Source organism: Puniceispirillum sp. (SeqCode) (assembly GCF_965657105.1).
Lineage (GTDB): Bacteria > Pseudomonadota > Alphaproteobacteria > Puniceispirillales > Puniceispirillaceae > Puniceispirillum.
Genome location: NZ_CBFHNB010000012.1, coordinates 1 through 18469, shown reverse-complemented (window position 1 = coordinate 18469; position 18469 = coordinate 1). Strand labels below are relative to the sequence as shown.

Below are 18469 nucleotides of genomic sequence, written 5' to 3'. Positions count from 1 at the left end.
TAGAATTAACGATTTTTGCGAAGTATTTTATAATTTTGACAACTTTATGAGGCGTTATTATGGCCTCATTCTGGGCAGCCTATCAAAACTCAATCGAGCACACACGCAACGCCCGTTCCTTGCAGGCCGCAATACCCGTTAGGCACCTTATGTAAATATTGCTGATGAAAATCCTCAGCATAATAGAATGGCGGTGCCAGCCTGATTTCTGTGGTGATTTCGCTATTACCCGATGCTTTTAACGCCTGTCCATAGGCCTTTGCCGATTCCCGAACAACAGCTAATTGTGCCGCATCATCAGCATAAATGGCCGAGCGATATTGCGTGCCAATATCATTACCTTGGCGATAACCCTGAGTTGGGTCATGGGCTTCCCAGAAAATCTTCAATAAATATGTTACATCAACAATCGCTGGATCAAACACGACAAGCACAACTTCGCTGTGACCAGTTTGACCTGAACAAACCTCGTCATATGTTGCATTAGGTGTTTTGCCACCCGCATAGCCAACAGCCGTTGAATAGACGCCATCAATGACCCAGAACAGACGCTCAGCGCCCCAGAAACAGCCAAGGCCAAAGATAATTTGCTGAAGATGCGCGGGGAATGGCGCTATTGTCGGTGTGCCAAGCACACAATGCGGTTCACCCGTAAAAACCGGATTAGATCGACCAGGCAAAGCTTCCGGGTCTTCAGGCAAGCGCGATTTGAAAGGATTCTGAAATAACATAATATCTCCGCAAACTTATATGGTCATGTGGGTTGTTTCACCCCGTAATCATAACGCACCACTAGTTAATTCTTAACGCTTCAACGCCTGGCAATGTCTTGCCTTCAAGCCATTCCAGAAACGCACCACCAGCCGTTGATATATAACTGAATTGGTCACTGACACCAGCATTTGCAAGTGCCGCCAATGTATCACCACCGCCAGCCACGCTCATCATACTGCCGCCTGCTGATCGAATCCCAACAGCTTTTGCGATAGCATTTGTAGCTGTATCGAAAGGCGGTATTTCAAAAGCACCCATTGGGCCGTTCCAGACAACCGTGCTACAAGTCGCCAGAAATGCAATCGCCGACGCTATCGATTTTGGCCCCGCATCCAGAATCATATCACCATCTTCGATAGTATCGATGCTGGCAATACGATGCGCCGCCCCAGCTTTAAATTCGCCAGCTACTAGAGCGTCATCAGGCAAAATGAGTTTACAGTTACTTTCTTCGGCACGCTTTATAATGGCACTGGCTATATCAACCATATCGGGTTCGGCCAGAGACGCCCCAATAGAAAATCCCTTGGCAAGCAAAAATGTATTTGCCATGCCACCACCCAGAATGAGTCCGTCCACCTTTGTCACAAGATTATTGAGCACATCGAGCTTAGTGGACACTTTGGCGCCACCAACAAGGGCTGCCACAGGTCTTTTTGGATTAGCAAGCGCCGATTCCAATGCTGTTAATTCAGCTCCCAACGCCCGCCCAGCCGCTGCCTTCATCATTTTTGGCAGGGCCTCAACCGACGCATGCGCCCGATGCGTGCATGAAAAAGCATCGCCAACATATATGTCGCCAAGTGCCGCAAGTGCGGCCGCGAAATCGGCGTCATTTGCCTCTTCACCGGGGAAAAAACGTAAATTTTCCATCATCAATATCTGCCCAGACTTTAAGCCAGCAGCAGCTGTTTTGCCGCCAGCACCTATCACATCAGACTCGATTGTCACCCGCTTACCAATAAGCTTGGCCATACAATCTGCTATCGGTTGCACCGAAAATTCAGGCATCACTTTGCCTTTAGGTCGGCCAAAATGGGTCAAAATGATCACCGCGGCTCCCGCCGCCAGCATATCCTTTAGTCCGGGTAGAATGCGTCTTATGCGCGTATCTTCACTGACCTTACCATCCTGAACCGGCACATTGAGATCAAGGCGAAGAAGTACGCGCTTTCCTTTTACATCAAGCTCATCAGCGAATAAAAAGGGGGCTGTCATAATCTGTCTCCATTTGAGTCGTCCTGCCAATAACACATTACCAGTAACATATTATGTGTGGTTTAGAGGCGATTTATCTTGGTCAAATATGGCAGAATCAATATAACCATCTTAACCTGAATGTGATCATAGCAAGCAAGCAACCACTTCAACATTTCACATTTTTATTTATAGAAGCACTACTTAGTAAACGATTTGTCGAAAAGCAGAAACCTAGATTTTTGATTATTCTATTTTAGCTTCTTAGCGCACATATGCCGATTCTATCCTAATCTAATGGAAAATAATTTATGTTATCTAGTGTAAGCCATTTTATAGGACGTTTGTTCCGACTTTTTCCAAACGTTATGCATATCAAGACAAAACATGTCGAAGCCAAATATTTTGTTCCCTATTTCAGCCATTACGTAGCTCAGGACTTGACTCAGATGGCAGCGGGAAACCGCGAGCCCGAGCTTTATAAATGGATTGATAATTTACCCGCAAATTCGGTTTTTTTTGATGTCGGCACCAACTATGGACAGGAAAGCGTTTGGGCCTCATCACTCAAAGATAAAAACATCACCGTTGTCGGGTTTGATTGCGGACTTTTAGGCGCACATTTTTGCGCTCTCAATAGCGTCTTGAATGATAATAGCTTTTCCTTTGTTTTTGCTGCTATTGGTGCCAAATCTGGTGATTTAGTTGATATAGAAGTTAATTCTGACACGCATATTCGAGGCCTGCACAAAAAAAACGTCCCTTATACCTATCAAGTGCCAAGCATAGCGCTTGATGATTTTGTAAGACATCGTGAAATTGTGCCTACACATTTGAAAATTGATGTTGATGGCGCTGAGGTCGGAGTTTTACAAGGCGCTCAAAAATTACTTGGAAATGAGATTCTACGTGATATTTTCATAGAAATAGAACGAGAAAACCTTCATCTCATTGACACGCTTGAATCGCATGGATTTGTGATCAAATGGTCCCGAGAAAATAAACAGAACATTGAGTATATTTTGACGAAGCCATAACGCCGTCTAACCATATGAGTTAAACCCAAATATTATTTTCGCCTAAATATAATAAAATGCTACATTAGTAAGATATTTTTAACTGTGTCGATGTCGTTGGGCATTGTGCGCAATATATCAAGTAGCGTTTTATGATTGCTGACAATGCTCACATTTCGGATTCAAAACCTGCATTCGGGCATAGTATCGGTTTTGTTGCTGGCGGGATTGGCGACCAGATTTATCATCTAACCCAGCTACGCACCCTTGCGTCAGCAACTAAGGATGGGGTGATAGATGTTGCCTGCATTCATCCAGGCCCCATAGGGCAGCTTCTGGCTAACAGCCCGTGGGTTGGCAAGATTATTGATGCAAGACCTCTTCGGCGCTATGTGCCTTCCATTCGCGGTCAAGCAGCCGTGAATGACATAAAACAACAAGCCTATGACACCGCTATTTTTATGCATCGCTCAACCAGTTTCAAAATAGCCGCCATGGCCGCTGGCATCAGCTATCGTGTTGGTTTGTATGGCCATTGGATTGATCGCGTCATATTGCATCAACGATTTCATGACACTAAAGGCACCCGCAGTGATGTATGGGGGCACCGCCCCTTTATCGGCGCGATCGATGATTTTATTGCTTCACGTGGTCTGACTCTGGATGAAATAACGCCAACCATTCTGCCCTCAAAGCTGGCGTTGGCTGAAGCTGACAAGATGCTGGCACCGTTATCGGGGCCTATCATAATTCTGAATCTATTCGCCGCTGATCCCATGCGCCGCTGGTCCATAAGCGCGGCATTAGAAACAGTTTTGCATCTGGCTGAAGCAACTGGTGGCACATTTATCTTAAATGCAGGGCCAGACGCCCGTGCCTATCACGAAGAATGTATGACACAGTGGCAGGCCATGACCGCCGACAAAAGCCATAAAATACAAACTGCATTGATGAACAGTTTGGCGCATAATCCATCTATGGCAAAAGATGTGGCACTATATCATCGTGCTGACTTTTATGTTGGGGTGGATTCATTCACCGCCAACCTTGCCCTTAATTGCAATTTGCCTGCTTTGATTCTATTTGCCCGCGAAAGCAATATTTTGCGCTATCGGTCTATAAGCCAAGCAGTTGCAGCACCCGATGATGACGACATTAGCTCTATCCCAACTGAAAAAATCATCATGGCATTCGACAAACTATCAAAGATTACGAATCTAGGCTCTTTATCTAGCTAACGGTCTCATTACGACTATAATCTTCATAGGATTTTTCTTCGATAATTGTCGAACCCGTGGCCACATTGATAAGTTTCTTGATATGCGCACGCTGATCGTTTGTCACATATACAGCCCGGGCAAGTTCGATAAATCGAGGGCCAAAATCACCTTTGGATTCTTCTATTCGGATATCATCTTCGATATCCCACAGCGCTTTGTTAATCGACTTCAACTGGTCAATCAAATCGACCATATGATCGGTTAAAAAAGTCTCACCCGAAACCAGCGGCCGCAAATGCGCTAACTCTGATTCGACATTGGCTAATTTCGCAGCGTCTTTGATATTTTCCAGTTTAATTTCCAGGATGGTGATCTTATCTAGCACTTCACCAACTGACATAGGCACATTGAGCAACACGACACTAACCTTTCGCCGTTATTTTAATCGCCGCATCTTATCTGATTTGCAGATAGGTGCAAATCAATAGCAGCAAAACCATATCCAAATATTACGCCGCCTACTTGTCAGAGGTTCGATAATAGATGTAAATGGTGCTTATTCAGTATATTTGACATGCACCAAAAAAATCCAATTACAAACGCAGATCCCATGCCCGACAAAGCCGTAACATCATCCAAAGACGAGTTCTGGCTCGGTGTGCGTGACGAACTGCCAATGATGCTTGGCGTTATTCCCTTTGGGCTTGTTTTTGGGGTGCTAGGTGTTACCAGCGGATTAACGCCATTGCAGACAATCATGATGTCATCCATTTTGTTTGGCGGTGCCAGTCAGGTGGTCTTTGTCCAACTATGGGCAAGCAATATTCCAGCCTTGGTAGTGGGCGGTTCCGTAAGCGTGATCAATCTACGCCATGCACTCTACAGCGCGTCAATGGCCTCCTATCTGAGGCCTCTTCCCCTACGGTGGCGGGTTATTCTGGGCTATTTGCTCACTGACGAAGCCTATGCGCTCTCAATCCGGCGCTTTATGAATAAGCCCTATAGTCCAAATCAGCATTTCCATCTGCTTGGCGCTGGCCTGACATTATGGATTAGCTGGCAATGTGCAACCATCACAGGCGTTTTAGCGGGCACATCAATTCCACCTGAATGGGCGCTTGGTTTTGCCATTCCTCTGACATTCATCGCCATAGTAGCCCCCGCCATTACGTCTCGAGCTGATCTGACGGCCTGCATCACCGCTGGAACCATCGCCATTACAGGTCAAGATTTACCTTTCAAAATATGGATTGTTCTGGCGGCCATAGGCGGGATTGCGGCTGGCTGGAGCGTCAAAACTGTAACGCGGCGCTTGCGAAAACAGGATGCCGGAGATACGTCATGATCTGGCTTGTCATCATCGCTACAGGACTGATTAACTTTGCCACACGATTTAGCATGTTCTCGGGCTATTCTCCCAAACAATTACCAAGCTGGCTCGAAGATGCGCTTAGTTTTGTACCAATAGCCGTGTTAACTGCAATCATCGCACCGGCGGTGCTGTTCAACGATGCTGGCATGATCTCGATTGTCGATAATACACGTTTTTATGCGGCGCTTGTGGCCATAGTCATTGCCCTGATTACACGTTCGGTTTTGGCCACGATTTCGACAGGCCTGATGGTATTATGGACACTGACCTATTTCGGTTTCTAGGTTTTAAACAGCTCTGGCCTTTAGCAGTGGCCTGCACATCACTGGTTGAAACAAACTGTAATATGGGAAAAATTGTGAAACCATTAAACGCCCGCGGGATTATCCACATCATTGCCCATTTCGGCAAGGTCTTGGTAACGATCACCAATGCGATGATGCGGGCGTCCATTCGTAGCACCGCCAAGTGCTACCAGAATTTCATCCGGTCCCGGCGCATCACCAATGGCAAATTGCAAAGTCAAATAATGTGACCGTCGTCCCACATCTACCTTATCCATCATCGGAATGGTAATCGCGGTATTGGCTGGGCCGCGAAGATTGGTAAAGCTTAGATATGATTTCGCCCCTACCGCCTCACGATAGAAATTGCCAAAGCGTAGGGTATGGGTCACGCCAGACGCATGTTCAATCTCACCATTCATTCCCACAATTGCCGCCTTGCCATAAGCCTGTATCTGATCACCGCCACCTGCCATTTCAACAACACGCGCACTAAGCATCTCTCCAATCACTGGGGCTATCGCCTGAATACCGGGGCGCAAATCATCAACGAAATGCCCTGCCCATGGATTTGTGAATACGACCGCTGCCGCAAACATACGCCATGGTTCAGGCGCTTTTTTAAATCCCTCAATAAACGTTGTGTCTTCATAGGTGACAATTTTACGGATTTCGGGTTTACGGATTTCGGGCGTGATACTGTTATTGGACATGGTGAACCTATCAAATATGTGAATTGCAGATTTTAAGTTTGTTCAAACGGCCTAGTGATTGCCCGTATTATTTCAACGACGTACTTTTGGCATATGCGTCACATTTTTCAGCCAGAATAACATCAAGATTGCTGATGCCGCCTTCGGAATGCGTTGTCCATCTCATCTGTACCTTGTTATAGACATTTGACCATTCAGGATGATGATCCATTTTATCAGCCGCCAACGCAACCCGTGTCATAAACCCAAAAGCCGCATTGAAATCGGTAAATTGAAACGTTTTTTCAAGACCTATATGATCATCACTTATACGCCAGTCATCAAGCGCACCTAATGCCTTTTCAATAGCGTCCTGATTTAATTTTTCAACTTTTAGAGCCATAGAAAGCTCTCCCTTCATTCGGTGAACGCCACATGATAGTCAATGAGCGGGGCGATGTGACCGTGCAAAATAGCACCTCTATTCACATACCTTTTTCATGGGTATAATATCAATATGAAAAAACAGCTTTTGATTATTGCCCATGCACCGTCGGACAATACGGCAGCGTTAGCGCGCGCCTCTTTTGATGCCGCAAATGACTATGACACACATGATCTTAACGTCAGGCTTTTATCCCCCTTTGATGTCCAAACCGAAGACGTAATAAAAGCCGACGGCGTTATTATTGGCACAACCGAAAATATTGGTTACATGGCGGGGGCAACCAAAGACATGTTTGATCGATGCTATAATGACTGGATAGATATAAGTGCTGGCAAAGCTGTTGGGCTTTACATTCGCGCTGGCCTTGACGGCACCGCAACCACACATGCGTTAAACAGTATTCTCAATGGTTTGAGATGGCGAATGATGGCACCGCCATTGGTTCTGCATGGCACTTGGAATTCAGCTTTTATCGATGAGGTTGCCGAATTATCATTGGGTATGGCTGCTGGTATAGATGCCGGAATTTTCTAGCCACACATAATTAATGCGAATGCTTTTTCTTGGTTTTGGGATCAGTTGACATGCCACCAATATCGGCAGGTTTCTTGACCATAGCATGCTGTTTTTGCGCACCTGCCTGTTCAAAAACAAGCGTGACTGACAATGTCTGTCCAACAGCCAGCGTATCTTTTAACCCCATGAACATCAAATGCAGACCACCAGGTTCTAAAGCCACATTACCATGCGCAGGCACTTCAACGCCGCCCATGAGATGCCGCATTTTTGCAATTCCATCGACATTGGTCATTTCGTGGATCATTGATCTTTCGGCAAAGTCGGCTTTTACAGCTATAAGGCGATCAGCTTTCATCCCATGATTGGCAATCGTTAGATACCCCGCCGTTGCCGACATGCCAGGCGCAGTGGCACGAATGTCAATGTCACTTATCACCAATGTTCCAACCTGCATGTCTGCATGGGCCATTTGCATGTCAAAGACCGAAACGAATAACAACACAAAGAATCGGCAGAAATACCGTGGCAAAAAAATAGTATCCAAGCTGGGCATGTTTTGACCTCTTATAGACGATAATTATTGCAGATTAAGAGATTTGACGTCGGCAATGGTTTGCAGTCCAAGTTGCGCCATGACATCACGCACTTCTTCAAGCAAAATCTCTGCGGCATGATCACCACCTTTTTTACCCAAAGCGGCGACTGCATACATAAAGGCACGACCAATCATTACAAAATCTGCGCCCATTGCCAGCGCGCGAACAACATCAAGACCTGATTGAATGCCGCTATCAACAATCAACGGTATATCATCGCCAACGACGGCACGAATGCCAGCAAGCTGGGCAAGAGGCTGTGGTGCGGCATCAAGCTGTCTGCCACCATGGTTTGAAATAACAAGCGCATCGACACCCATTTTCACAGCGCGCGCCGCATCCTGACCATGCAAAATACCTTTAAGAATGAGCTTGCCTTCCCATTCGGCGCGTATGTCAGCCAGATAGTCCCAATCAAGCGAGCCGTTTAGCTGTTCGCCAATAAATTTGGTTATACCCATCGCGCCATCATTTTTGGCATAAGGTTCCATATTGCGGAACCGCGCACCTCCATTCAGCAAAGTACGAATTGCCCATTCAGGACGCATCATGCTTTGCCACACAACCTGTGGGCTAAAACTCGAATTACCTCGACTACCCAGCGGCGCACCAGCAATCCGCATACGTTCACGGCGGCTTGGTGAAGGCACATCGGCAGTCAAAACAATATTCTCAACGCCGCACGCCCGAGCCCGGCTCAGAAGATCTTTCATCAATTCACGATTGCGCGGGGCATAGAGCTGAAACCATGTCATATCGTCAGCTACTTTACTCACACGTTCAACCGAGTCGCTCGCGACAGTGCTAAGCGCATAGGGAAAGCCGTTGCGCTTTGCCGTTGCGCCCAAAATCTGTTCAGCACCTGGCCAGATCAGCGAGGCAAGGCCAATTGGTGCCACACCAAAAGGTGCCTGATAGGTTTTGTCAAACAATGTAGTGCTGATATCAGCATCAATCCGACCACGCAAAAATTGAGGTGTGAGTTGAATAGAATCGAGATAGGCACGGTTTTCATCGCGCGTCGTATCATGCCCTGTACCTGAGTCCAGATAGGCAAAAACAAATTTGGGAATACGTCGCGATGCGACTGGGCGCAGATCGCTTAACCGTGGATAACGATTCATTAAGTCCATAAAAACCTCTGGAGCAAATGCTCACAATAACAAGAGACATTCTTTTACGCTTTTATTTTTGGGTTTTCAAATATGCGATCACATTTTGAATGTCTGCATCCTTCTTCAGACCTGCAAACGCCATTTTCGAGCCTTTGAGAAATTTTTTAGGGGCCCTTAAATAGGCCGTTAAAGTGGCCTCATCCCAGATAAGCCCGGACTCACGCATCGCCTTGGAATATTTATACCCATCTATCGAACCGGCTTTACGCCCAATGATATTGACGAGATGCGGGCCGGTCTTATTTTTGCCTTTGTCAGCATAGTGGCAGGCTTTACAGCGCTTAAACACTTTTTCGCCATTAGCAACATCAGCAGCTATAGCCGTTCCCCCCCAAAAACAGAGTGCGATAGTTAATACCAGTTGAGACAAAACTTTAGGTAACCGCATGGAAACGATCCTTTATCTGAAACATGCCGCACGCTTATTCTGAGCGTTGATGAAGCTTAATTAACATGAATGATATAACAATGCTCTCGCTTGAATTTCAACAGCAAGCTCTTTCATGCGCCATCATGCCGCTATTTTGAAGGGGTGAATATCTTGCCAAAACTGGCGTTTAGGCATACCAATGCCCATATTCTTTTGATGGAATTAATCAGGGGCTTTTGATGATACCAAAGCGCAAAAGATTGTTAATTATTGCGTCATACGCCGCTTTGCTAGGGGTTGTTGTGACCCTTACGCTGACAGCATTGCAAGATAATATCGTTTTTTTCTACACACCCAAAGAGATTGCTGAAACAAATCTTGGCCGTGATCAGCAATTGCGTCTTGGCGGCATGGTGAAAAACGGCAGTCTCGATATTGTAGGTCTAGACTCAAAATTTGTTGTCACTGACGGGGAATATGACATAGCGGTCACATATGGTAATGCGTTGCCAAGCCTGTTTCGCGAAGGCCAAGGTGTTGTCGCCGAAGGGCGCATTATTGATGGGGTATTCATGGCCGATAATGTTCTTGCTAAACATGATGAAAACTACATGCCTGCCGATGTTGCCGAAAAATTGAAAGAACAGGGCGTATGGCAAGGTAGTGAAATGGAAACAGGTGACGCACAATGATCGCTGAAGCTGGGCATCTTTTTCTGATTATAGCGTTTGCGCTTTCGGTTTTACAAATCTTTGTGCCTAGCTATGGCATAGTCAGTCATAATCCTAAAATGGTTACCGCAACCTCGACGATCGCACTAATTACTTGTGGTTTCGTAATGGCTGCTTTTCTGGCCCTTATGCATGGGTTTGTTACATCAGATTTTTCTATCGCATTGGTCGCTGAACATTCACATTCATCAAAGCCAATGATCTATAAAATATCTGGCTTATGGGGCAATCATGAAGGCTCTTTGCTTTTATGGATTTTAATTTTGTGCTTGTTTGCCGCCGCTTTGGCAGCAGGTTTCACGTCAATGCCAGCTATATTGAAAGCCCGCATTTTGGCTGTACAAGGGGTGATTGCGACCGCCTTTATCGCCTTTAGCCTGTTCACCTCAAATCCTTTTGCGCGGCTTGCTAATGCCCCCTTGGATGGGCGCGGTCTTAACCCGGTATTACAAGATCCCGGCCTCGCGATGCACCCGCCTATGCTTTATATTGGTTATGTTGGGCTGTCGCTAGCCTTTGCATTTGCGGTCGCCGGATTGATTGAGGGGCATATTGACACATTATGGGCGCGGTGGGTGCGGCCCTTTATTCTGGCCGCTTGGTGCGCATTAACGCTAGGCATCGGACTGGGCAGCTGGTGGGCTTATTATGAGCTTGGCTGGGGCGGTTGGTGGTTCTGGGATCCGGTTGAAAATGCTTCGCTAATGCCGTGGCTCGTTGCAACAGCTTTGCTTCATTCTGTGCTGGTGCTTGAACGGCGCGGCGCGCTAAAAAGCTGGACTATCTTGCTAGCTATACTGGCTTTTTCATTATCACTGCTGGGTACGTTTATTGTTCGTTCAGGCATTCTGGTATCGGTGCATAGTTTTGCCAGCGATCCTTCACGCGGCGTGTTCATTCTGGCCATTTTAATGGTGGCTATCGGCATTCCATTAGCGCTATTTGCATGGCGTGGCCCACAACTGACAAGCTCAAGCGATTTTGCCATTAATAGTCGTGAAGGTATGTTGATATTGAATAACCTTTTGCTGGTGTCATCAACAGTTGTTGTCTTGACAGGCACCTTATACCCCCTAGCTTACGAGCTTGCCAATGGTGGTAAAATATCGGTTGGCCCGCCTTATTTTAATGCGACATTTAATCCGCTTCTGGCGCTAATGGCAATCGGGATGGCGATTGGCCCACTTTGTGCTTGGCGCAAACAGTCATTGCGCGGGTTGTGGCGTATTTTAGGCATGATGGCATTAGCCGCACTGGTCGCCATGATCTCATATGCCTTTGCGCTGAATAAGGTCAATGTTTCAGCAATAGCGGCAACTGGTATTATCATCTGGCTAATGGCCGGTATAATAGCTGAAATAGCGGTTCGTATACAGCTGTTCAAGGTGCCTTTTGCACATAGCTGGCGGCGTTTTACAGGTTTGCCATTGGCCAGCCATGCTGTCACTCTGGCGCATTTTGGCTTTGCTTTATTCCTGTTTGGCGCGGTGGCTGACAGCTATCATCGAAGTGAGACTATCACCCGCGCCAAAGCCAACAGCGTCATTGATTTACCTGATACGGTTATTGGACAGGGACGCTATTTTGAATTTGCAGGCGTCGAAGCACGCGAAGGGGCTAATTATGTCACCCAGACAGCCCTGCTTCATCTATATGACAAAGACGCGTCAAAGCTGGACATTTTGACACCAGAAATACGTCGCTTTCCTGTCGAACAGCAAACCACCTCAGAAGCTGCCATAAGAAGCCGTCTTTCAGGTGATCTTTATGCTGTTCTTGGTGATGGTAACGACGTCATTGGCTGGACATTACGTATATATCAAAACCCTTTTATCGGGTTTATATGGATTGGGGCGATTGTCATGGCTTTGGGCGGCGCACTAGCCATGATAGGTGGACGTCGAACACGCAACAAAATGATGCCACATCATGAATAGAGCAACCTTCATTATCCCTTTATTTGGCTTTTTGCTGATCGCCGTGATCGCTGGCTGGGCATTAATCGGTATGCTTGATGGTCAGCGTTCGGATAATCAGCTTCCCTCAGCCTTGCTCAACAAACCGGCACCTGAAACTATTCTGCCCGATATGGACGGCAACAAAACCGACCTCGCCCAATTTAAAGGTCAACCCATTTTGGTCAATTATTTTGCCTCTTGGTGTGCGCCATGCCGGGCCGAGGCACCTGCCCTTGGGCTGCTGTCAAAGCGTATAGGCATTGTTGGCATTGCCTATAAAGACCGGCATGAAGATACAAAGACGTTTCTGACCGAATACGGCAATCCATTTAGTGCTATTTTGGTCGATAAGGATGGCATGACCGCCATCAGTTGGGGCGTTTATGGCGTTCCAGAAACCTTTATCCTCGATAAAAACGGGATGATTCTATTGCGCCATGCAGGTCCTGTTACCCGCAAGGTTCTAGAACAAGATATTGAGCCAATTCTGGAAAGTCTGGGGTTATGATACGCCAATGGCTAGCGCAACTGCGTCTTATCAACTTATCGCTTTTGATTAGGGCGCTTTTGATGGGGACGCTTTTAATGAGCGCGCTTATTATGCCAATCGCCCCATATCAACAACAGGCTTGGGCGATCACTGTCGAAGAAAGGCTGGATGATCCGGCGATGGAAATGCGCGCACGTACTATCGGACGCGAATTACGATGTCTTGTGTGCCAAAATCAATCAATCGATGATTCTGACGCTGAACTGGCGGTTGATCTGCGCAAACTTGTCCGCCAGCGTCTTGTCGCCGGGGATACGGATGCTGAAGTCATAGCGTTTATACGTGAACGTTATGGTGATTTTGTCTTGTTCAAACCGCCTGTATCTTCATCAACATGGCTTTTGTGGGGTGCCCCTATCATAGCGCTTGGGCTTGGTCTGATTATCATCCTCATGGCACGACGCAAGCCGTCCCCCGAAACAATCATATCATCTGCCACATCCTCTGCTACATCCTCTGCGCCAACCACAACTAAAGTTTCTGAAAGTGAAAGTGTAGATGTAAGTGTAAGCGTAGGTGCAAAACCAACAGCACGATTCACCCCCATTATGTTAATCATGGGCGCGGGTGTGATCGCGCTTGTTCTGGGTATATATGCGATACTTGGGCGACCTGACCTGCCTGATCAGCCGCTGGCCGCACGGCAAACAGATATCGCAAAGGAACGTAGCGACCTCAAGCAAATGCGCGCTGCCAGCATTGATGCGTTGCAAAAAGCGCAAGAGGCAACAGAAGCCAACCCTGATGATATAGCTAACTGGCTGAATCTGGCTGACAAAGCGAGCGTGTTGAATGATTATGAAACAGAATTATTTGCCCTTGGCATGGCGCTTGAAATTGCGCCAAACTCTACGCCGCTTATGGCCATTCAAGCCGAAGCAATGGTGCGCGCTGCAGAAGGTCAGGTTACATTGCCTGTGCGAGAACGTCTGGCCAGCATTCTGGAACGTGATCCAACCCAACCAAGGGCATTGTTTTTAACTGGTCTGGCTGCCTATCAAGATGGCCGGAAAGACCTCGCCCTTGACGTGTGGCAACAACTGCTTGATGCTTTGCCAGAAGACGCACCAGCTTTACCCATGCTTAAAGCTCAGATTGCTGCCATTAAAGCGGAAATGTAGGTCTATTTATTTGCGTCGTCGTCAGTAATATCATCATCTCTATAATCTAAATTCTGCGAGGGTGCCGCTGCGGCTGGCATAGGGGCAGACAAAGTTACATCAACGTCACGCGCCTTTTCTCTATAGACCATGTAAAGGCCACCAATCAAAATCAGGCCCATCCCGATCCAGGCGCTGGTCTCAGGCCATTCATCCCAGATCAACATGCCCCAGAAAATACCTGACGGGATCGCCACATATTCAAACGGCGCGATCACCGACGCTTCTAAAACGCGATAGGCATGGGCTGACGTTACAGACAGCAATAAAACCGAAATGCCACAAATCAGAATAAACAGATAATCCATCAGCGATAGCGATGCAGGCGCACGCAACAGAAAATCGATCGTTGGATTATCGCTGTCCGGACGCTGCATAAATATATTCATCACCAACAGCAAACCGCCAACCACTAAATAGCAAATTTGCTGGACTGATACCATGGTGGCCAGATCTCCCATGCCGCTTAGACGCCGTGTCCATATCTGGCATAGGGCATAGCTTAATGCCGACAGCACAACCAGCAATGTTTCTGGACGGAATTCATCACCACCAGGCTGAATAATGACAATCATTCCCACCAACCCAATCAAAACCGCAATAGCACGATGAATACCTATGGTTTCTCCAAGAATTGGCACCGAAAGCAAGGTGATGAAAAGCGGAGATACAAAGAATATCGAAATGGCTATGGCCAAGGGCAAACTACCAAGTGCGGCAAAGAAGCTAATCATCGCCACCACAATGCACATGCCGCGCCCTACAAACTGCCAGAATATATGTGCTGGTAGCCTAAACATTTTGGATATGCCTCGACTGACAAGCATAACAATTATAATTGAAAGTATCGCCCGCAAAAACATGATCTGACCAAGCGACAGATAAACGCTCATCAACTTTATAAGCGCATCATTAATCGGAATAACAGTCATGCCAAAGGCAAATAGCGCAAGCACAATAACGGGCTTATTAAAACTATACTGCCACATACCAAATATCTTTCAAACTACGTATCACCCAAGGATTAATGTCCTCTATCAGCAATTTCAATTCTGCGAAAGCATCAAATATTATCAACTCAAACCCCAATAACCAGCATATCTCGCCATTGAGAATTCAGATTGATATAAAACATGTCTTGAGGCAGTGTGTTCTTATAATTTATGCTTCACATCTAGCCTATGTAGGATGCAATCTGACTTACCAGAAATAGGGTGTATTGATGACAGTTCTCAAAGGTTCATGCCATTGTGGAAACATTCAATTCGAAGTCCATAGCGGGCTTCGTGATATTGTGAAATGCAACTGTTCGCTTTGCAGCCGCAAAAATGCGCTTATGGCACAGGCAGAACCAGAGGAATTTGTTCTTGTGTCAGGTGAAGACAGTTTAGGACTATATCAATGGAATACCGGAGTGGCGCGGCACTATTTCTGCAAAAATTGTGGCATCTATACGCATCATTGGCGGCGAAGCAAACCTTGCTTTGCCTATAACGTTGCCTGTATTGAAGGGGTGGATAAAGATAGTATCACTAAATTCACTCAGGTTGACGGGCGAAGTTTCTCCGTCACTAAAGAAGATTAAAACACCTAAAACGGTGCACATTAAATTTACCATAAGCAAAAGCGTGGAGCATAAGCATGGCGTTACAGAAAAATTATATTGCGGGCGAATGGCTCGAGGGCGACAGTGCCATCGAAAACCAGAATCCGTCTGACCTAAGCGATATTATCGGCACATATGCCCAGGCTAGCCAGGCACAGTTGGACATGGCTTTTGAAGCGGCTGAAGCTGCCCAAAAAATCTGGGCGAAAACGGGTCTTGAAGCCCGCCAGACTGCCCTGATGAATATTGGCAATGAGCTGATGGAACGTAGCGCTGAGCTTGGCACTCTGTTGAGCCGAGAAGAAGGAAAGCCGTTAGCCGAAGGCAAAGGCGAGGTTTACCGCGCTGGACAGTTTTTTACCTATTACGCCGCAGAAACATTACGGCAAATGGGTGATACAGCCGACTCTGTGCGCCCCAATATCGAGATTGATGTGCGACGAGAGCCTGTTGGCATTGTTGCCATCATCAGCCCATGGAACTTTCCTACAGCCACCGCCGTCTGGAAAATAGCACCGGCGCTAGCATTCGGAAATGCCGTTATCTGGAAGCCAGCTAATCTGGTGCCAGCTTCTGCTGTCGCCCTTGCCGAGATCATCGCACGTCAGGACTTACCAAAAGGCCTGTTCAGCCTAGTGATGGGTCCAGGCGGCCGTATTGGCCAAGCTCTGGTTGAAAGCGCGGCGATCAACGCCATCAGCTTTACCGGTTCGGTTAATGTTGGTAAACAGATTGCAACATCGGCAATCGGCAATCTAACCAAAGTGCAGATGGAAATGGGATCAAAGAACGCATTAGCCGTTATGGATGATGGCGATCTTGATCTGGCTGTCACCTGTGCATTAGGTGGGGCATTTGGCGGCACTGGCCAGAAATGCACCGCCTCTTCACGCCTCATTGTGCATGAAAAAATTCATGATGAATTTGTCGAAAAACTATCAAAGGCGACCTCGTCGATGGTTGTGGATCATGCGCTTAAAGACGGCACCCAGTTGGGGCCAGTGGTCAGTGAAACGCAGTTAAACGAAAATATGGCTTATATTGATCTAGCCAAAAGCGAGGGTGGTGAAATCTTATGTGGCGGCGAACGCGTATCGCGCGAGACCGAGGGCTATTACATGACCCCAGCTTTAGTTGCCAATACCCGCAATGACTGGCGAATCAACCGTGAAGAGATGTTTGCGCCCATCGCATGTATTATCAAAGCTGGCTCATATGATGAGGCTCTGAACCTTGTGAATGATACAAATTTTGGCCTAACATCGGGGATCATCACAAAATCACTAGCACGTGCAACACATTTTCGTCGTAATGCCCGCACTGGATGTGTCATGGTCAATCTAGCAACAGCTGGCACCGATTATCATGTGCCGTTTGGTGGTCGTGGCGACAGCTCGTATGGCCCGCGTGAACAAGGTGGTTATGCCGAAGAATTCTACACCACTGTCAAAACATCCTATATTGCGTCAGGAACGCCGGAATAATCATGCATCTGATCGATAATTTACAATATGCCAATTGGTCTGAAAAAATATTCCGCCAAATGCGTGAAGGCAATGTCGATGCGATTCATGTCACCATCGCCTATCATGAGAGCTTTCGTGAAATGGTTGCCAATGTCGAAAAATGGAATCTCTGGTTTGATCGCTTTCCTCAGCTAATTTTCCATGGCAAGACTGGGGACGATGTCCGCCGTGCAAAGGCAGAAAAACGGACTGCTATATTCTTTGGCTTTCAGAACCCCTCACCTATTGAAGACGATATTGGGCTGGTGGAAATATGCCACACCCTTGGCGCACGATTTATGCAGCTTACCTATAATAATCAATCCCTGCTGGCTACCGGCTGTTATGAAGATGAAGATACTGGCATCACACGGATGGGACGGCAGGTTATCAAAGAGATGAATCGCGTTGGACTGGTCGTTGATATGAGCCATTCTGCCGAACGATCAACGCTTGATGCTATAGATGTGTCCGAACGTCCCATAGCCATAACCCATGCTAATCCTGATTTCTGGCATCCAGCTAAACGAAATAAGTCTGACGATGTTTTAAAAGCTTTAGGCGCGTCCGGTGGTATGCTCGGATTTTCGCTTTATCCGCATCATCTGAAAGATAAATCAAACTGCACGCTTGCGAGCTTTTGCGAGATGATTGCGCGAACAGCCGATTTGATGGGCATAGATAATATCGGTCTTGGTTCGGATTTATGTCAGGATCAGCCAGATTCTGTTGTTGAATGGATGCGCGTTGGCCGCTGGACAAAAGATATCGATTATGGTGAAGGATCGGCCTCAAATGCAGGCTTTCCCCCCATGCCAGAGTGGTTTAAAGATAATCGCCATTTTGGCAATATTGAAGCAGGCTTGATGGCTCATGGCTTTTCGACGACAGAAACCGCCGCTATCATGGGAGAGAACTGGTTGCGGTTTTACGATAACAATTTTGGTGCATTAGGCGTTTAAGATTTAACAAGGTAAATCTATGGGAAAGACTGTTTCGGCAAATAACCAGACACAAATACCACTCCGGGCAGGTAACGATGTCATGCGTCTTGCGCGGATGGGGTCTTTCCATCAAAGCCGGCTCAGCTTCATGCGGGTCTTGCTTCGTCGCCTCAAAAGCGAAAATTGGACATTCACGCGCCCCGTCTGGGACATTGATGCCAATGGTGTCGGCGTGGCCACATACAGTGCTATTGGCCCTCAGCGCACTTATACATTGGTTGCGTTTGCCCATGATTTGCCTGATGAGCTGAGGTCTGACCGCGTTATTGCCGAAGCGTGGGATGCCACATTT

At 47.0% G+C, this 18469-nt stretch carries 21 protein-coding genes and 1 pseudogene; 13 read left to right on the top strand and 9 right to left on the bottom strand.

The window, feature by feature from the left end:
* Nucleotides 1–89: 89 nt before the first annotated feature.
* A complete protein-coding gene (gene msrA / locus ACTF7Q_RS03090) occupies nucleotides 90–731 on the bottom strand; it encodes a peptide-methionine (S)-S-oxide reductase MsrA (protein WP_438996387.1) in 642 nt (213 codons plus the stop codon).
* Between the two features lie 61 nt (nucleotides 732–792).
* Entirely contained in the window at nucleotides 793–1992 is a 1200-nt protein-coding gene (locus ACTF7Q_RS03085) for a phosphoglycerate kinase (protein WP_438996386.1), read from the bottom strand.
* Between the two features lie 290 nt (nucleotides 1993–2282).
* On the opposite strand from ACTF7Q_RS03085, the gene ACTF7Q_RS03080 reads away from it, so the two are divergent.
* The gene (locus ACTF7Q_RS03080) at nucleotides 2283–3008 is read left to right on the top strand and encodes an FkbM family methyltransferase (RefSeq protein ID WP_438996385.1); all 726 of its coding nucleotides are present in this window, start codon (nucleotides 2283–2285) and stop codon (nucleotides 3006–3008) included.
* A gap of 131 nt (nucleotides 3009–3139) precedes the next feature.
* Complete coding sequence (locus ACTF7Q_RS03075) at nucleotides 3140–4225, top strand: glycosyltransferase family 9 protein (protein WP_438996384.1); 1086 nt, start codon at nucleotides 3140–3142, stop codon at nucleotides 4223–4225.
* Here ACTF7Q_RS03075 and ACTF7Q_RS03070 read toward each other — a convergent pair.
* Nucleotides 4218–4607: a DUF6165 family protein gene (locus ACTF7Q_RS03070; RefSeq protein WP_438996406.1), complete on the bottom strand. Its 390-nt coding sequence runs from the start codon at nucleotides 4605–4607 to the stop codon at nucleotides 4218–4220. The two genes, ACTF7Q_RS03075 and ACTF7Q_RS03070, sit on opposite strands and share 8 nt — an antisense overlap.
* 210 nt (nucleotides 4608–4817) lie before the next feature.
* Between ACTF7Q_RS03070 and ACTF7Q_RS03065 the strand changes: the two genes are divergently transcribed.
* Both ACTF7Q_RS03065 and ACTF7Q_RS03060 read left to right on the top strand, forming a co-directional pair.
* Nucleotides 4818–5552 (top strand): AzlC family ABC transporter permease, encoded by a 735-nt coding sequence (locus tag ACTF7Q_RS03065; protein WP_438996383.1) that lies wholly within the window; start codon nucleotides 4818–4820, stop codon nucleotides 5550–5552.
* On the top strand, nucleotides 5549–5863 hold the full coding sequence (locus ACTF7Q_RS03060; RefSeq protein WP_438996382.1) for an AzlD domain-containing protein: 315 nt from the start codon (nucleotides 5549–5551) through the stop codon (nucleotides 5861–5863). Before ACTF7Q_RS03065 ends, ACTF7Q_RS03060 begins: the two co-directional genes overlap by 4 nt.
* A gap of 83 nt (nucleotides 5864–5946) precedes the next feature.
* On the opposite strand, the gene ACTF7Q_RS03055 is transcribed toward ACTF7Q_RS03060, so the two are convergent.
* Nucleotides 5947–6576 (bottom strand): amino acid synthesis family protein, encoded by a 630-nt coding sequence (locus tag ACTF7Q_RS03055; RefSeq protein WP_438996381.1) that lies wholly within the window; start codon nucleotides 6574–6576, stop codon nucleotides 5947–5949.
* A 67-nt stretch (nucleotides 6577–6643) separates the two neighbouring features.
* Entirely contained in the window at nucleotides 6644–6958 is a 315-nt protein-coding gene (locus ACTF7Q_RS03050; RefSeq protein ID WP_438996380.1) for a 4a-hydroxytetrahydrobiopterin dehydratase, read from the bottom strand.
* A 114-nt stretch (nucleotides 6959–7072) separates the two neighbouring features.
* On the opposite strand from ACTF7Q_RS03050, the gene ACTF7Q_RS03045 reads away from it, so the two are divergent.
* The gene (locus ACTF7Q_RS03045; protein WP_438996379.1) at nucleotides 7073–7537 is read left to right on the top strand and encodes a flavodoxin family protein; all 465 of its coding nucleotides are present in this window, start codon (nucleotides 7073–7075) and stop codon (nucleotides 7535–7537) included.
* Nucleotides 7538–7547: 10 nt separating this feature from the next.
* Here ACTF7Q_RS03045 and ACTF7Q_RS03040 read toward each other — a convergent pair whose 3' ends face one another.
* Genes ACTF7Q_RS03040 through ACTF7Q_RS03030 form a run of 3 tightly spaced genes read right to left on the bottom strand, consistent with a single transcriptional unit; the run spans nucleotide 7548 to nucleotide 9681 of the window.
* The gene (locus ACTF7Q_RS03040; protein WP_438996378.1) at nucleotides 7548–8075 is read right to left on the bottom strand and encodes a copper chaperone PCu(A)C; all 528 of its coding nucleotides are present in this window, start codon (nucleotides 8073–8075) and stop codon (nucleotides 7548–7550) included.
* A gap of 24 nt (nucleotides 8076–8099) precedes the next feature.
* On the bottom strand, nucleotides 8100–9251 hold the full coding sequence (locus tag ACTF7Q_RS03035) for an alpha-hydroxy acid oxidase (protein ID WP_438996377.1): 1152 nt from the start codon (nucleotides 9249–9251) through the stop codon (nucleotides 8100–8102).
* Nucleotides 9252–9303: 52 nt separating this feature from the next.
* Complete coding sequence (locus ACTF7Q_RS03030; RefSeq protein WP_438996376.1) at nucleotides 9304–9681, bottom strand: c-type cytochrome; 378 nt, start codon at nucleotides 9679–9681, stop codon at nucleotides 9304–9306.
* 221 nt (nucleotides 9682–9902) lie between these two features.
* Between ACTF7Q_RS03030 and ccmE the strand changes: the two genes are divergently transcribed.
* From ccmE to ACTF7Q_RS03010, 4 genes are all read left to right on the top strand, one after another.
* Entirely contained in the window at nucleotides 9903–10355 is a 453-nt protein-coding gene (gene ccmE / locus ACTF7Q_RS03025; RefSeq protein ID WP_438996375.1) for a cytochrome c maturation protein CcmE, read from the top strand.
* Entirely contained in the window at nucleotides 10352–12331 is a 1980-nt protein-coding gene (locus ACTF7Q_RS03020; protein ID WP_438996374.1) for a heme lyase CcmF/NrfE family subunit, read from the top strand. Before ccmE ends, ACTF7Q_RS03020 begins: the two co-directional genes overlap by 4 nt.
* Nucleotides 12324–12860 (top strand): DsbE family thiol:disulfide interchange protein, encoded by a 537-nt coding sequence (locus ACTF7Q_RS03015; RefSeq protein ID WP_438996373.1) that lies wholly within the window; start codon nucleotides 12324–12326, stop codon nucleotides 12858–12860. The genes ACTF7Q_RS03020 and ACTF7Q_RS03015 overlap by 8 nt, the downstream gene beginning before the upstream one ends.
* 77 nt (nucleotides 12861–12937) lie before the next feature.
* Entirely contained in the window at nucleotides 12938–14023 is a 1086-nt protein-coding gene (locus ACTF7Q_RS03010) for a cytochrome c-type biogenesis protein CcmH (protein ID WP_438996372.1), read from the top strand.
* 2 nt (nucleotides 14024–14025) lie between these two features.
* Here ACTF7Q_RS03010 and ACTF7Q_RS03005 read toward each other — a convergent pair whose 3' ends face one another.
* A complete protein-coding gene (locus ACTF7Q_RS03005) occupies nucleotides 14026–15051 on the bottom strand; it encodes a DMT family transporter (RefSeq protein WP_438996371.1) in 1026 nt (341 codons plus the stop codon).
* A gap of 233 nt (nucleotides 15052–15284) precedes the next feature.
* Between ACTF7Q_RS03005 and ACTF7Q_RS03000 the strand changes: the two genes are divergently transcribed.
* The 4 genes and pseudogenes from ACTF7Q_RS03000 to ACTF7Q_RS02985 all read left to right on the top strand — a co-directional run.
* The gene (locus ACTF7Q_RS03000; protein ID WP_438996370.1) at nucleotides 15285–15647 is read left to right on the top strand and encodes a GFA family protein; all 363 of its coding nucleotides are present in this window, start codon (nucleotides 15285–15287) and stop codon (nucleotides 15645–15647) included.
* Nucleotides 15648–15703: 56 nt separating this feature from the next.
* Nucleotides 15704–17152 (top strand): aldehyde dehydrogenase family protein, encoded by a 1449-nt coding sequence (locus ACTF7Q_RS02995; protein ID WP_438996369.1) that lies wholly within the window; start codon nucleotides 15704–15706, stop codon nucleotides 17150–17152.
* Between the two features lie 2 nt (nucleotides 17153–17154).
* A complete protein-coding gene (locus ACTF7Q_RS02990; protein ID WP_438996368.1) occupies nucleotides 17155–18135 on the top strand; it encodes a membrane dipeptidase in 981 nt (326 codons plus the stop codon).
* 19 nt (nucleotides 18136–18154) lie between these two features.
* Nucleotides 18155–18469: pseudogene (locus ACTF7Q_RS02985) on the top strand (hypothetical protein); the annotation flags it as partial.